The organism is Streptomyces sp. NBC_01214 (assembly GCF_026340975.1).
Taxonomy (GTDB): Bacteria; Actinomycetota; Actinomycetes; order Streptomycetales; family Streptomycetaceae; genus Streptomyces.
This window is the reverse complement of record NZ_JAPEOS010000002.1, coordinates 227,493-241,139: the sequence shown is the minus strand read 5'-3', so window position 1 is coordinate 241,139 and position 13,647 is coordinate 227,493. Positions and strand designations below refer to the sequence as shown.

The following is a 13,647-nucleotide window of genomic DNA, read 5'->3' as shown; positions in this document are numbered from 1 at the left end:
CATCCACTGTCTATCAGGTATTCGCCCCCGACTCGCCGTCGCTCCGCGAGATGTGACGCACCATTCGTCTCGGCTTCACCCGGGTCTCATGACCGAATGGACAGGCACCCCGAACCGCCGCCCGAATCGCCCCGATGACAGATGTTTTCTACCGCCCCCGCCGCCGGTGTGATCCAGCTCACTCGACAAGGTCCGGCCGGGTGCGATGAAGTGCGGGGAGCGCCGCAGTCGCCCCTACGTACACACCGGACCGAGGCAGAGGAACAGACCCATGCGCATCGTCATCACCGAGTTCATCAGCCTGGACGGCGTCGTACAGGCCCCGGGCGGTCAGGGCGAGGACGACGACGGCGGCTTCGCCCACGGCGGCTGGTCGCACCCGTTCTTCGACCCGGAGGTGGTCGGCGGCTCCTTCACCGAGGCGATGGAGAACGCCGAGGCCCTGCTGTTCGGGCGCCGCACGTGGCAGACGATGGCCGCGGCCTGGCCGGAGCGGGCGGGCGACCCGTTCGCCGACCGGATGAACTCCGTCCCGAAGTACGTGGTGTCCCAGACCCTGGGCGAGGCCGATCTGACGTGGAACAACACCACGCTCATCACCGGCGACAAGGCCGTCGACCACATCCGGGAACTGCGCGGGGCCGAGGGCGGCGACCTGGTGGTCATGGGCAGCCCCACCCTCGTGCGCACCCTGCTGAGCGAGGGCCTGGTCGACGAACTCCGGCTGATGGTCATGCCGGTACTGCTCGGCGGCGGCAAGTCGATCTTCCCCGCCGACGGCGGGCTGCGCACGCTCGAACTGGTCTCCACGGCGATCAGCCCGGCCGGTGTGCACGTGTGCACCTACCGCCCGGCCGCCTAGTCAAAAGATCAGCGTGCCGATCTCGACCAGGATCCCGGCGACGGCGGCCGGCACGATGGCGACGACCAGGCCGGCGAGGGCCACGAAGACGTAGCCCTCGCCGTCCGCCACCCGGCCCTGGCGCGCGCAGGCGAACAGCCAGGCCGCCAGCACCAGGAACGGCACGAGCAGCAGGCCGATGACGGTGCCGAAGCGGAACACGGCGCTGCCCGACGGTTCGTACGCCCGCCCCCGCGCCGTCCTGACCTCCACCCGGGTACCGGGCCGGTACTCGTCGGCGGCCGTGTCCAGGACGATGTCGCGGGGCTGCCCGTCCGACCCGCGGGGGGTGTACCGGCCGGTGCAGTCGGTACCCGTCGCATAGCCTTCGGCGTCGCTCGCCTCGTAGCACTCCTGGATGGAGACGACCCCGTCGACGGGCCCGAACCCGAGCACGGCGGCCATCTGCGGCCCGGGCAACAGCCACGTCAACCACCCGGCGAGGGCAAGGGTCACCACCACCCCGACTCCGGCGGCCCCCCGCCCCACCACCCGCACACGCCGTCGCACCACGCCCCGCCCCCTCGGTCCCTCGGATGGCGAATACCCACGCCAACCCCGCCCGACGCGGCCGCTCCGCCACGCAGCATCATCGTGCGTGGACCGGGCGTGGGCCAGATTGCCGCCCGCCCCAAGGGCGCTCTGCCGGCTGCGTGCTCGCCTCGAGGCTGACGCCCACCCAATGCGCGAGGTTCGCCGGGGTAACAGCGGCGTCAGGATGGTCTGGGCCGAGAATGCGTGAACGGTCCGCTGCTAGCTGGGTAAGAATCCTGGCCGCTTCCCGAACGTCACCGGTCTGCCCCAGCCAAGAAGCCAGGTTGTTGCGAGAGGTGAGCGTGTCGGGGTGGTCCGGGCCCAGGACGCGTTGTGGAGTGGCACGCGGCGGTTCAGTCTTCGGCGGGGCAGGAGCGGGTTCCGGACGGGAGGCGGCCGTAGAGGAGGAAGTCGTCGACGTACTCCTGGACGCAGCGCGAGCTGGAATAGCCGGTGTGGCCCTCGCCCTTGTGGTCCACGATCACCGTCGAGCCCAGCCGCTCGGCCGTCTCCTCCGTCCACTCGTACGGCGTCGCCGGGTCGCCGCGGGTGCCGACCAGCAGCATCGGCGGTGCTCCCGGGTGGTCGATCTTGCGGATGAAGTCGGTGCCGGCGGGCCGCCCGTAGCAGGTGAGTACGGACAACAGCTGTGGCACCCCGAACACCTTCGAGACCTCGAGGAACTCCTGCGCCCGTTCGTCGATCTCCTTCTCCAACGCGGCCGGGCTGAACTTTTCGATCGACCGGTCCGGGTCGTCGGCGCAGGTCACGGCGGCGAGGGCGGCGGCGAGGTTGTCGGCGGGCACCGGATCGGATCCGCCGGCCTGGGCCGGGTCGGTCGGCTCCGGTGGGTCTGGCGGGGCGGTCGGGTCCGTGGGGTCCGTCGGGTCGGTCGGCTCCGCCGCCAGGCCGAGCAGCGCCAGCATCCCGGCCGGATCGTGCTCGCGCTCCGCCTGCGCCAGCGCCTTGGCGAGCGCGGGCCACGTGCTCGGCGAGTACAGGGCCTGGCCTATCGCGAGGACGATGACCAGGCCGCCCACCGCCGTGCCGTCGTCGCCGACCAGCGGCTCCGTGTCGGCCCGCTCCACCAGGGCGGCCACCTTCTCCTTGGCCGTGCGGGTGTTCGTCCCGTAGACGCAGCCGTTCTGGTGGGCGCACCAGGTCAGGAAGTTGTCCAGGGCCCGCTGCTGGCCGCGGGCCGATACCAGCGCCTGCTCCATCAGCGGTTCGGTGAGGGTGTCGACGCCGTCCAGGACCATGCGGCCGGTGTCCCGGGGGAACAGGGCGGCGTACACGGCGCCGAGCCGGCTCCCGTAGGAGAAGCCGAGGAAGTTGAGCTTCTGGTCCCCGAGGACGCGGCGCATCACGTCCATGTCGCGGGCGACGTCCACGGTTCCCATGTGGGCGAGGACCGGGCCGGAGTTGCGCTCGCAGCGCTTGACCTCGTCCCGCAGGGCGGCCATCGCCGTGGCGGTGTCGGCGTACGGGTCTCCTGCGGTATCGCCGGTGCCGCCGCCGCAGGAGACGGGGTCGCTGTGGCCCACGCCGCGGGGGTCGAAGCCGATCAGGTCGTAGCGTTCGCCGAGGTCGGCGAACGCCTTGGAATCGAGGGCGAGGCCGGCCAGGCCCGGGGCGCCGGGGCCGCCGAAGTTGATCAGGAGCGAGCCGATGCGTCGGTCCGGGTCGGTGGCGGGGAGCCGGCCGAGGGCCAGCTTGACCGTGCCCTTGCCCGGGGCCGCGTAGTCGAGCGGAACCTCCACGACCGCGCACCGCATTTCGGCGGGCACCGGCTTCTCGGGGCAGGCGCCCCAGCGGACGCGCTGGGCGTGGAACCGGGCCAGGGGATCGTCGCCCCCGGCGGGCACAGGGCTGTGCGCAGGGCTGGGCACAGAGCTGGGCACAGGGCTCGACGCGGGTGTGGGAGTGGGCGCCGGGGCCGCCCCCAGCGAGGCCAGGAGCATCGCACCGGCGGCCACGCCCGCGGCTATGGACCTACGGACTCGGGAACGGTGCACTGCGCCCTCCTCGGGCGGCCCCCCGGACCCATCTGTCCACCATAGACCGGCTCCTCGGTGGCCGCTGCTCAGGCTTCGCGCGGCCCCCGGTACAGCTCCTGGATCCGGTCCGCGTAGTCCCGGGCGATCGCGCCCCGCCGGAGCTTCAGGGACGGGGTCAGGTGGCCGCGCGCCTCGGTGAAATCGGCGGCCAGGACGGTGAAGCGGCGGATCGACTCGGCCCGTGAGACCAGCCGGTTCGCCTCGTCCACCGCCCGCTGGAGGTCCGCCCGCAGTTCCTCGTCCCGCACCAGCTCGCGCATCGGCACGTTCTGCTTCTTGTGCATCTGGCGCCAGTGCTGCAGCCCGTCGGGTTCCAGGGTGATCAGTGCGGTGATGTAGGGCCGGTTGTCGCCGACCACCATGCACTGGCCGACCAGCGGATGGGCCCGCAGCCAGTCCTCCAGCGGCGCCGGAGCCACGTTCTTGCCGCCGGAGGTGATGATCATCTCCTTCTTGCGGCCGGTGATGGTGAGGTACCCGTCGGCGTCGAGCTCGCCGATGTCGCCGGTGGCCAGCCAGCTCCCGTACGGGGCCGCGTGCGCGGCGTTCCAGTAGCCGGCGAAGACGTGGCCGCCGCCCAGCAGCACCTCCCCGTCGTCCGCGATCCGTACGGCCGTGCCCGGCAGCGGCCAGCCGACCGTGCCGAGGCGGGGCCGCTGCGGCGGGGTCACGGTGCTCGCGCCGGTGGTCTCGGTCAGCCCGTAGCCCTCGAACACCTCGATGCCGGCGCCGGTGTAGAACGCGGCGAGCCGCCGGCCCAGGGGTGATCCGCCGCTCAGGACGTAGCGGACGCGGCCACCGAGCGCGGCCCGGATGCGCCGGTAGACGAGCGGGTCGTAGAGGGACCGGGCGAGGCGCAGCACGAGGCCGGGGTTCCTGGCCTCGGCGATCTCGGCGAAGCGCTGCGCGATGCGGGCGGCCCGGTCGAAGGAGGAGGCCCGGCCCATCTTCTCGGCGGTGGCCCGGGCGGTGTTGTAGACCTTCTCCAGTACGTAGGGGATGGCCAGGAGGAAGGTGGGCCGGAAGCCGGCGAGGTCGGCGAGGAGGTCCTCGGTTTGGATGCTGGGCGCGTGCCCGAGCTTGACGCGGGCCCGCATGCAGCCGACGGCCACCATCCGCCCGAAGACGTGGCTGAGCGGCAGGAACAGCAGGGTGGAGGCGGGGTCCTTGCTGACGGACTTGAAGACGGGGTGCAGCAGCTCCACCGCGTTGTCCACCTGGGCGAAGAAGTTGGCGTGGGTGATCACGCATCCCTTGGGCTGCCCGGTGGTGCCGGAGGTGTAGATGAGGGTGGCGACGGAGTCCGGGGTGCGGGCGGCCCGACGGTGGTGGACCACCGCGTCGGGGATGCGTTCCCCGGCCTTGACCAGCCGGGCCACCGCGCCGGTGTCGAATTCCCACAGGTGGGTCAGCCAGGGCAGGTTGCCGCGCTCGGCGCTGATCAGCCGGGCCTGCGCGGTGTCCTCGACGGCGCAGGCCACGGCTCCGGAGTCGTGGATGATCCAGCGTGCTTGGAGGGCGGAGGAGGTCGGGTAGATCGGTACGGTGACCAGTCCGGCGGCCCAGCCGGCGAAGTCGAGCAGGGTCCACTCGTAGGTCGTACGGGCCATGATGGCGAGCCGGTCGCCCTCCCGGAGCCCTTCGGCGATCAGGCCCTTGGCCACGGCGAGCACCTCGGCCGCGAACTGTTCGGCCGGGACGTCGTGCCAGACGCCGTCCCGGTCCTTGCGGGCGAGCACCGCCTCCCCGGGGGCCTCCCAGGCGTTCTGGAAGGGGATGTCTCCGAGGGACCCCCGGTCCGGGAGGCCCGCCAGCGCGGGCACCCGTACCTCGCGGACCACTCCGTCGATCACGGTCTTGACGGGTTCGACCGGTTCTACGGCCCGGACCGGCCTCAGCTCGGCTCCCACGGCGCACTCCTTGGCTCGGCACGAGTGTTACCGCCGGTAATTTATGTAGCGGTCACCCGCTCCGACCAGCCCCTGGAGCCGTTCTTCACGGACGCTCCACGCCACCGCCACCGCCCCACACCCCGGCTGCGGCAGCGGTCCGCACGTAGTCCTCGAAGTCACGGGGTTCCCGGCCGAGCACCCGCTGCACGCCGTCCGCGAGGGTGGCGAAGCGGCCCTCGGCGATCCAGCCGTAGAGCAGGTTGAGCAGCCCGACGAACTCCTCGGGCATGTGCTGTTCCACGGCGTAGGCGGCGAACTCGTCCGCCGGGAGCGGACGGTAGGTGATGACCCGGCCGGTGGCCCGGGCGATCTCGTCGACCACGGAGTCCAGGCTCAGCAGCCGCGGGCCGGACAGCTCGTAGGCCTGCCCGCCGTGCCCCTCTTCGGTGAGGGCGGCCACGGCGACCTCGGCGATGTCCTCGGCGTCGATGAACGGCTCGACGCCGTCCCCGGTCGACATCACGAGCTCGCCGCCCTGGACCTGGCCCCGGATGAACGGGTCCTCGCTGAAGTTCTGGAAGAACCAGGACGGCTTGAGGATGGTCCACTGCGCGCCGGACTCGCGGACCGCGCGCTCGCAGGGGAGCTTCTCCTCGCCTTCCGGCACCACCCAGTCGCGGGCGGACAGCAGCACCAACCGCTCGACACCGGAGGCCACGGCCAGCTTGCCGAAGGCGCGCATCGACTCGGCGGCGTCGGGGAGCTGCGAGTCGACCAGGTAGGCCGCGCCGGCCCCCTCCAGCGTCCGCTCCCAGGTGTTCTCGTCGGTCCAGTCGAAGGCGACCGGCCCCTTGCGGGAGGCTCCCCGGACCGCGTGGCCGCGCTGCCGCAGCTGTGCGGCCACCCGGCTCCCCGTCTTACCGGTGCTCCCCAGGACCAGGATCGGCTTGGTCGTCGCGCTGGTCGTCGCGTTGGTCGTCGCGTTGGTGGCCGTCGTGTTGTTCTTCGTCGTCGTCATGTGACCAGTCAAACCGGCGGCGCCCGGACGCGAAATGGTCGTCCCGCTCAGATACATGTCCGAGCGTCCAACGCTCCAGGTCCTGCTGGGCCTGCGCACCTGTGGGAACAGCACGGACGGCCCGACCGTCCTGCTCACCGGCAACTACCAGGTGGGCGGCCGGGTCTGCGAGCGGCTGCTGAGCGCGCTCCCCCGGGTGCTCGTCGCGTCGTGCGCCACGACGGCGGGCCCGGACCCGTCCTGGACCTCACCGCCCTGGAGATCGGCCGGGACGACCCCGGCCAACAGCCCGTCCTGGACCGGCTCCTGGACCTGCTGCTGTCCACCCTGCGGGAGTGGTTCGCCCGCCCCGAGGCCGATCCGCCCGGGTGGTACCGGGCGCTCGGCGACCCCGTCGCGGGCCGGACCTGGTCGGCAGGCCGCCGATGGCCTATCTGGCCGACTGGCGCCTGGCATTGGCGGCCGACCTGCTCGTACGCACCGAGGACACGGTGGAGTCGATCGCCCGCCAGGTCGGCTACCGCAGCGCGTTCGGCCTGAGCGTGGCCTTCCACCGCGTCCACGGAACCCGCCCCGGCCAGCACCGCGCCACGGCCGCCGCCCGACGGGCCGGTCAGGAGCGCGGGATCACGGGGACGGGCAGCCCACGGACTGTCGGCAGCGGAAGGTAGCGTAGGCGCGGCATAAAGACCGCGGGCAGGCATGTGTCGGTGCGTTGCGACTGCCGGACCGTTGTTGCGTCCCACCCTCTGAGCAAGGAGCTCCACACGCATGTCCATACCTCCGCAGCCCCCGTCCTCCCCCGGTCCGTACGGACAGCCCGGACCGTACGGACAGCCGGGGCAGCCCGGTCCGCCGCCGTTCGGCGCCGGACCGCAGGGTTGGCACCCGCCGCAGCCGCAGAAGACCAACACGCTGGCCATCGTCGCGTTCGTCATGGCGCTGGTCTGCGGGATCCCGCTGGTCCCGCTGATCCTCGGCATCATCGCCCTGTCCCAGATCAAGGCCCGCGGTGAGAAGGGCAAGGGCCTCGCCATCGCGGCGATCGTCATCCACAGCCTGGCCATGGTGCTCTCGATCGTCCTCGTGGCCCTCGGCGTCCTCGGATCGCTGGGCGACGACGCCCCGAAGAAGCGCGACACCACCAGGCCGTTCACCGTACCGACCGCCACCGCTCCGACCGCCACCGGACCGGCCACCAACGGCCCGAGCTCCAGCAAGCCCGGCTCCAGCAACCTGACCGAGATCCGCAAGGGCGACTGCTTCAACACGAAGGACGATCTGGCCCAGTACGGCGACGAGGAGGGCACCCAGGCCGCCCGCTCGGTGACCATCGTGCCCTGCACCCAGCCGCACAAGGGCGAGGCGTACGCGGTCTTCAAGCTGGACCCCGGAACGTACCCGGGCGCGGAGAAGGTCACCGCGACCGCCGAGGAGAAGTGCAGCGGCACCGCGCTCACCTCGTACGTGGGCAACGACCCCAAGGTCTCGGAGAAGCTGGAGATCTACTACTACTACCCGCAGGCCGCCAGCTGGCTCCTCGGCGATCGCGAAGTCACCTGCTTCGTCGGCGACCCCAGCGGCCCGACCACCGGCTCGATCCGCGCCTCCGGCTCCTGACGAGCACGGTCGAGCGGGAAGCGGACGCCGGCTGAGGAAGCCGGCGGAAGAAGCCGGCGGGCCCGGACCCGCTCACGCCGCCGCCGCGTCCTCCTCCGGCGGGCAGTTCCGGCAGCGGCCGGGGCGGGGGCGCGGAAGGCGTGGTCGCAGCCGCTGCAGTTCTGCAACGGGTCCGGCCGTCTGTCGTCCCGGCCCGCCGGGGCCGCCGGGAGCGGGGGCGGGTGCGGCGGGAGCAGCTCGGTGAGGCGGTACGCGAGCCCGGCCGCGGGGCGCCGCATCCGCTCGGGGAGGTCTGCGGACAGGGCCCTCGCGACCACCCCGACGCCGCCCCGGGCCGCGTCGCGGACCCCCGCGACGCGGCCCGAGCAGCCGGAAGTCAGTCGACGGGGCGGAGCACGCGCTCCGAGCGGAGCAGGAGCGGGGCGAGGAAGGCGGCGGCCGCGGTGCAGCCGGCCACCAGGACCGCGCTGAGCGCCGACGAGGACTCCGATGGGGCCTGGGACCAGAAGTAGAGGCGGTACTGGGCCTCACCCGGCAGGGACATCAGGTCGGCGATCCACGAGTGGGGGACGAACGGGCCGACGGGGAGGAGCAGCAGGGGGGCGGTCACGAGCCAGGGGCCGATGCCCAGCGCCAGGGCTCCGATGGAGTTGCGCAGCAGCGCCGCGGCGCACCACCCGAGCGAGAGGTACAGCGTCTGCACGAGCAGGGCTCCGCCCGTGGCGGTGAACGCCTCGGCCCAGCCGGCCGATCCGGCGTCGACCACGTCGAGGGCGGGCGTACCGGTGTCGAAGGCGTTCGGTGGCAGTGTCGGGGCCGGCCGGAGGAACGCCATCACCCGCATGACGGCCCACAGGGTCAGGCCGTTCAGCAACTGCACCACCGCAAGGAACACGACGGCGGCGCAGAGCCTGCGCCCGTAGAGGACGTGGCTCCGGTTCTCGTACAGCCGGAGCGCACCCCATGTGCCGCTCTCGATGAGCTGGGCCCCTCCGAGCGTCACGATCACCGTGGCGAGGAAGAGCCCGCCGAGGGTGGCGGACTGCCACGCCGCGGCGCGCAGCGCGGACGCGGGTTCGACCAGGGCCCCCACCGTGGGGTGCTGGAAGCCGAACTCCGCACCGCTCCACCACTTCTGGGCGCTCGCGGCCGCCGTGGCCACGATCAGCAGCACGGCGGTCAGGTACACCGGAGGCACCCGGAGGACCCGGAACTCGCCCGTCCAGACGATTCCCCTGCGAGAGCGTGCGCGCCCTGCGCGGGCGGTCCCGCTCACACCAGGTCCCGGGTCCGGGAACGGCGGTGCAGGACGGCCCACAGCAGGGCGATGCCGACGAGCGTCGGCACGGCCCGCAGCGGGGCGGGCGCCGTCGACGGATCGGTGGAGATCCAGATGTGATCCCACACGTTGTCGACTCCCCCGAATCCGACCAGGTCGGAGAGTGCGCCACCGGGCAACCACGCGCCCACGCCGGGGAGCCCGGAAGTCTGCAGCACGAGCGCGAGGAGCAGCACGCCCACGAGGGCGGTGCGCAGGGGCAGGCGCAGCAGCGCCCCGAGCACCACGGCGGTGGCCGCGGCACCCGCGAGGACCGCGGCGCCCGCGAGGAGGACCGTGGCCGTCTCGACCAGGACCCGCCCGAGGGGACCGGGAGAGGGCAGCGGGAACGCCGAGCGGGCGTAGAGCACGCCGACGGTCGCCGTGACGGCGGAGGAGACGGCGACAAGGGTGAGCATCCACATCCAGACCGCGACCGCTTTGGCGGTCAGCAAGCGGCCGAGCCGGGCCTCGTAGAGGAGGCGGGCGACGATGCTCCCGCGGCTCCACTCGCCCGCGACGAAGAACGCCGCCACCAGGACGACCAGCACCAGTCCCGGGACGGACGTCGCGAGCTTCGTGGTCCAGGTCAAAGCGGCCACGGGGTGTTGGCCGTTGGCCGCCCGACGGCCGTACTCGGTGAAGGTCACCTCGTACTGCCGCAGCACCGTGAGGTCGTGGGGGACGTCCTTCAGGCAGCGGGCCTTCTGCTCGGGGGTGTTCAGGGCCGTCCCGCACCCCTGGGCGACCGTCTCGATGTTGTTGCGGACGGCCGCGAGACTCGCCGAAGCGGAACTCTGGCTGCCGAGCGCGCAGTAGAGGGATCCGAGGACGAAGAGAACGGCGAGCGTCATCGCCAGGGGGTGGCGGCACAGCCGACGGTACTCCCCGAGGACCAAGGGCGTCATCGGGCGCCTCCGCCGCGGTGACCGACCAGCGCGAAGAACCAGTCCTCGAAGGCGTCGGGTCCGCCGGCGGGGTCGTAGCCCATCTGTTCCAGCGTTCCGGCGGCGGCCACCCGGCCGTCCGCCACCATGATCACGCGGTGGCAGGTGCGCTGGATCTCGTCGAGTTGGTGGCTGGAGACCAGGACGGCGGCGCCGCGGGCCGATTCCTCGGCGACGATGCGGCGAACCATCCGCAGGCCCTCCGGGTCGAGGCCGTTGGTGGGTTCGTCGAGGACGAGCAGGTCCGGCTTCTTCAGCAGGGCCGCGGCGAGTGCGAGCCGCTGCCTCATTCCCTGGGAGTAGGTCCCGACCCGCTTGTCGCCCGCGTGGGCGAGACCCACCCGTTCCAGCACCGCTGCGGTACGGCCGCCGTCGGGGCGTCCCGTGCTTTCGAGCAGCATGCGCAGGACCGCACGACCGGTGAGCCAGCGGGGGAACGACGGCGCGTCGAGCGCGGCGCCGATCCGGGCGAGCTGCGCGGGCCGCATCGGCAGCGGCTCCCCGAACAGGCGGACGTCACCGGAGCTCGGCCGCACGAGCCCGGTGATCACGCGCATGAGGGTGGTCTTACCGGCGCCGTTGAGGCCCAGGAGGCCGACGATCTCACCGGCTTCCAGGCTCAGGCTGACCCCGTCCAGCACGGAGTGCCGTCGGAATCTCTTGGTCACATCACGACAGGAAAGAACGGTCATCGTGTACGCATCACTTGCTGTAGCCGTGCGCCGCAGGCGCGGCGGGCGCCGAAGAAGAATTCCGCCTCATCAGCAACGGAACCGGGTGCCCGGTCGGCGGCACGTCATGCTGCTATGAAGATCATTCGAAGGTCAAGCGGCAAGATCGTCACGCCGTGCGGGTGCCCACGTGCACCGACTCGCTGCCGGCCGTCACCCGCGTCCTTCGCCCCCGGCGGCTTCCAGGGCGGCCGGAGCGGAGAGCGCGGGCGTTGCGCCGGCCGATCAGCTGCGCCGCCGCGCACATCTCCCGTACCGCCATCAGGCCGCCGGCCGACGTCAGTTGATCGCCGAGGGGTGACTACGGACCCACCCCGTGGGTGCGTTGCGGAACCGGACGACCGGCCACCGCGTCTCCGGTCCATATCGGCACCGCGAGGTTCCGGATGCAGAAATCCCCGTATTAGCATGCACATGACCAGCTGATTCTGGCCATGTCCAGTTATCAACTATTCAGGGGACACATGTCGTTCGACGCGGAATGGGCCGAACACAAGGCCGCCGCCCTCGCACAGCAGTCACCCGTCATGCGCCTCAACCACGCGCCGGCGGACGGCAGCGTGCCGGGGAGCCCCGCCGGGAGCCTGGAGGCCGGGGCCGCCTCCATCAACGGCAACGCCAACCTGCTGATCGAGATCGCCGCCCTGCTCCACGAGGGCCGGCCCGACGGCGACGCCAGCACGATGGCCCGCGCCCCGCGCGCCCACGCCGACGTCTCGGCGCAGGTCCTGCGCTTCGCCCAGTTCGCCGACGACCAGTTCAAGGACACGATCAGCCTGCTCGCCGCCCTGGCCACCCGTCTGAAGACGACCGGCACCGACTTCGCCCGGGTGGACGACGGCACCGCCCGGTCCTTCCTCGCGGGCCTCCTCGAATCGGGGCAGTACGTGAAACCGGAGGCCAAGTGAGCGGACTCAGCCACCGCAAGGACGTCCAGTTCCTGGAGGAGTGCAACCCGGCGCTGGTCGAGCGCAACGCCGCCGAGTTCAAGCGCTTGCGCAACCTGCTGGTCCAGGTCGAGGAGCCCGCCCGGCGCGCCGAGACCGGTACGGAGTGGCACAGCGACGGCAGCCACGCCTTCACCTCGCGCCTGTCCGAAGCGCGGCAGCTCGTGCAGCACATCGCCGAGGGCTACGACAAGGCCGCGAGCGCCCTGCACGCCTACGCGGCGGCCCTGACGACCGCCAAGTCCCACTACGCGAACGGCAAGGGCTCCGAACGCAAGCTCGCCGCGCTGATCGCCACGAAGGGCACCGCGATCACCCGCACGGCCCAGGAGGCGGAGCCGATGTGCCAGTGGGAGGACATGCGGGCGACGACCGGCTTCCTCGACGGTCTCGCCGAGCTCACGATGGACGTGGACGACATCCGTGACGAGGCCAACCGCCTCCACGACGACGCCGGCGGCAACTTCCAGCTGGCGAAGACCACCGAGCAGGAGGCGCGCAGCTCGTGCGTCCACGCGCTGAAGCAGGCGTACGAGCTCCTGCCCGAGTTCCGCCTGAAGGGCGGTGCGAGCGGGGTCGACCTCTACGCGGCCATGGCCGACATGCGCCGCGAGGCGGCGGAGGCCCGCGCCAACCCCCTGACCCAGCTGCCGGGCAGCGGCCCGAAGAAGGACATGACCGGCCCCGTGGGGCCGGACACCCCGATCTCCCCACAACTGCGCGACATCCGGCTGCGGGTCGCCGGGCTGCCGGGGGACGCCGCCGACAACTACTGGATCCCCCTGGTCACGGACGGCCAGCACGCCGACTGGATCTCCCAGAACAAGGAGGTCCTGCGGGCGGCGGCCAAGAACGCCGGTCTACCGGAAGAGCTGGTCGCGGGCGTGGCCTGGCAGGAGATCGGCGGCTACCAGCCCGGACTGCTGGACGATGTGACCGGCACGATCCGCGAACAGGCCGCGGCCCCGTGGGGCTTGAGCCCGGTCACCCCCGAGAACCTTCCGTGGCGGCTCGGCGGCAAGCTGGACGAAACCTCGTACGGGCCGATCGCCATCCAGCTCCGGCGCGGCGCCGAAGTGCTCGGCTACGACCCGGCGAACCTCACCGACCACCAGCGGACCCTGGTGGAAGAGGCGCTCCAGGACCCCAAGCAGAATGCCTTCATAGCGGCCGGCTTCCTGGCCCAGATCAAGGCGGAGAGCGGTCTCGCCGACGTCCCGGCCGATCAGATGACGGAGGCCCAGATGCGGGAGATCGCCGCCCGCTACAACGGTGGTCCCTACTGGGACCTCCCCAAGGCCCAGGGCTACGGTGACCGGTTCGTCGGGAACCTCGCCCAAGCGAAGGACGCAATGCGATGACGTACCCCCGTGAGGGCATCGACCTGCCCGAGGACCAGGGCTGCCTGCGGTGGGTACTGGGCGTTCCGCTCGGGATCATCCACCTGCTGAACGGCGCCGCCGTGTTCGGGGCCCTGTTCGCCGGGCCCCAGGGCGAGTGGGACGACCAGGGCTACGAGAACGTCGGCGCGCTGTGCCTCGTCTCCGTGTCCCTGAGCGTGCTCGGCCTGCTCATCACCGCCGTCCCGAGCGTGCGCCGGACCATGGGCCCGTGGTGGTTCGCCCCGCCCCTCCTCCTCGGGCTGACCGCGTTCCTCCGCGGCGCGAGCCTCGGCTGAGGTC

General features: G+C 72.0%; 16 protein-coding genes. 7 read left to right on the top strand and 9 right to left on the bottom strand.

Annotated elements, in window-relative coordinates; genetic code table 11:
* The first annotated feature begins 271 nt into the window (after positions 1-271).
* Positions 272-862, top strand: a complete 591-nt coding sequence (locus OG594_RS25885; RefSeq protein WP_266603695.1) for a dihydrofolate reductase family protein — start codon at positions 272-274, stop codon at positions 860-862.
* On the opposite strand, the gene OG594_RS25880 is transcribed toward OG594_RS25885, so the two are convergent.
* From OG594_RS25880 to OG594_RS47165, 6 genes are all read right to left on the bottom strand, one after another.
* On the bottom strand, positions 863-1,414 hold the full coding sequence (locus tag OG594_RS25880; protein ID WP_266603693.1) for a hypothetical protein: 552 nt from the start codon (positions 1,412-1,414) through the stop codon (positions 863-865).
* A 76-nt stretch (positions 1,415-1,490) separates the two neighbouring features.
* On the bottom strand, positions 1,491-1,760 hold the full coding sequence (locus OG594_RS25875) for a tetratricopeptide repeat protein (RefSeq protein ID WP_266606581.1): 270 nt from the start codon (positions 1,758-1,760) through the stop codon (positions 1,491-1,493).
* A 28-nt stretch (positions 1,761-1,788) separates the two neighbouring features.
* Positions 1,789-3,450, bottom strand: coding sequence for an alpha/beta hydrolase (locus OG594_RS25870; RefSeq protein WP_266603691.1), 1,662 nt, complete (start codon positions 3,448-3,450; stop codon positions 1,789-1,791).
* Between the two features lie 68 nt (positions 3,451-3,518).
* Entirely contained in the window at positions 3,519-5,390 is a 1,872-nt protein-coding gene (locus tag OG594_RS25865; RefSeq protein WP_266606580.1) for a long-chain fatty acid--CoA ligase, read from the bottom strand.
* Positions 5,391-5,487: 97 nt separating this feature from the next.
* Positions 5,488-6,402 carry an NAD(P)H-binding protein gene (locus tag OG594_RS25860; protein ID WP_266603689.1) on the bottom strand — a complete coding sequence of 305 codons (915 nt, stop codon included), beginning with the start codon at positions 6,400-6,402 and terminating at the stop codon, positions 5,488-5,490.
* 144 nt (positions 6,403-6,546) lie between these two features.
* On the bottom strand, positions 6,547-6,687 hold the full coding sequence (locus OG594_RS47165; protein ID WP_323185407.1) for a hypothetical protein: 141 nt from the start codon (positions 6,685-6,687) through the stop codon (positions 6,547-6,549).
* Between OG594_RS47165 and OG594_RS25850 the strand changes: the two genes are divergently transcribed.
* The 3 genes from OG594_RS25850 (at position 6,643) to OG594_RS25840 (ending at position 8,022) form a co-directional block, all read left to right on the top strand.
* Positions 6,643-6,942: a cupin domain-containing protein gene (locus tag OG594_RS25850; RefSeq protein ID WP_323185395.1), complete on the top strand. Its 300-nt coding sequence runs from the start codon at positions 6,643-6,645 to the stop codon at positions 6,940-6,942. The genes OG594_RS47165 and OG594_RS25850 overlap by 45 nt on opposite strands.
* Entirely contained in the window at positions 6,828-7,073 is a 246-nt protein-coding gene (locus OG594_RS25845; protein ID WP_266603679.1) for a helix-turn-helix domain-containing protein, read from the top strand. Before OG594_RS25850 ends, OG594_RS25845 begins: the two co-directional genes overlap by 115 nt.
* A 100-nt stretch (positions 7,074-7,173) precedes the next feature.
* The gene (locus OG594_RS25840) at positions 7,174-8,022 is read left to right on the top strand and encodes a DUF4190 domain-containing protein (RefSeq protein ID WP_266603674.1); all 849 of its coding nucleotides are present in this window, start codon (positions 7,174-7,176) and stop codon (positions 8,020-8,022) included.
* A gap of 376 nt (positions 8,023-8,398) precedes the next feature.
* On the opposite strand, the gene OG594_RS25835 is transcribed toward OG594_RS25840, so the two are convergent.
* The 3 genes from OG594_RS25835 to OG594_RS25825 all read right to left on the bottom strand — a co-directional run bounded on the left by OG594_RS25835 (position 8,399) and on the right by OG594_RS25825 (position 10,955).
* Positions 8,399-9,211 (bottom strand): hypothetical protein, encoded by an 813-nt coding sequence (locus OG594_RS25835; RefSeq protein ID WP_266603672.1) that lies wholly within the window; start codon positions 9,209-9,211, stop codon positions 8,399-8,401.
* Positions 9,212-9,294: 83 nt separating this feature from the next.
* Complete coding sequence (locus OG594_RS25830; protein WP_266603670.1) at positions 9,295-10,248, bottom strand: hypothetical protein; 954 nt, start codon at positions 10,246-10,248, stop codon at positions 9,295-9,297.
* Positions 10,245-10,955, bottom strand: a complete 711-nt coding sequence (locus OG594_RS25825) for an ABC transporter ATP-binding protein (RefSeq protein WP_266603668.1) — start codon at positions 10,953-10,955, stop codon at positions 10,245-10,247. The genes OG594_RS25830 and OG594_RS25825 overlap by 4 nt, the downstream gene beginning before the upstream one ends.
* Positions 10,956-11,482: 527 nt before the next feature.
* Between OG594_RS25825 and OG594_RS25820 the strand changes: the two genes are divergently transcribed.
* From OG594_RS25820 to OG594_RS25810, 3 genes are read left to right on the top strand one after another with little or no spacing between them, the layout of a single operon-like run.
* Positions 11,483-11,926 (top strand): hypothetical protein, encoded by a 444-nt coding sequence (locus tag OG594_RS25820; RefSeq protein ID WP_266603666.1) that lies wholly within the window; start codon positions 11,483-11,485, stop codon positions 11,924-11,926.
* Positions 11,923-13,326, top strand: coding sequence for a hypothetical protein (locus OG594_RS25815; RefSeq protein ID WP_266603664.1), 1,404 nt, complete (start codon positions 11,923-11,925; stop codon positions 13,324-13,326). Before OG594_RS25820 ends, OG594_RS25815 begins: the two co-directional genes overlap by 4 nt.
* A complete protein-coding gene (locus tag OG594_RS25810; protein WP_266603662.1) occupies positions 13,323-13,643 on the top strand; it encodes a hypothetical protein in 321 nt (106 codons plus the stop codon). Before OG594_RS25815 ends, OG594_RS25810 begins: the two co-directional genes overlap by 4 nt.
* Positions 13,644-13,647 lie beyond the last annotated feature (4 nt).

What these genes read in the sequence shown, in the direction of transcription:
- OG594_RS25885 (WP_266603695.1), top strand. Translation starts at nt 272, where the DNA reads ATGCGCATCGTCATCACCGAGTTCATCAGCCTGGACGGCGTCGTACAG.
- OG594_RS25860 (WP_266603689.1), bottom strand. Translation starts at nt 6,402, where the DNA reads ATGACGACGACGAAGAACAACACGACGGCCACCAACGCGACGACCAAC.
- OG594_RS25845 (WP_266603679.1), top strand. Translation starts at nt 6,828, where the DNA reads ATGGCCTATCTGGCCGACTGGCGCCTGGCATTGGCGGCCGACCTGCTC.
- OG594_RS25840 (WP_266603674.1), top strand. Translation starts at nt 7,174, where the DNA reads ATGTCCATACCTCCGCAGCCCCCGTCCTCCCCCGGTCCGTACGGACAG.
- OG594_RS25830 (WP_266603670.1), bottom strand. Translation starts at nt 10,248, where the DNA reads ATGACGCCCTTGGTCCTCGGGGAGTACCGTCGGCTGTGCCGCCACCCC.
- OG594_RS25820 (WP_266603666.1), top strand. Translation starts at nt 11,483, where the DNA reads ATGTCGTTCGACGCGGAATGGGCCGAACACAAGGCCGCCGCCCTCGCA.
- OG594_RS25810 (WP_266603662.1), top strand. Translation starts at nt 13,323, where the DNA reads ATGACGTACCCCCGTGAGGGCATCGACCTGCCCGAGGACCAGGGCTGC.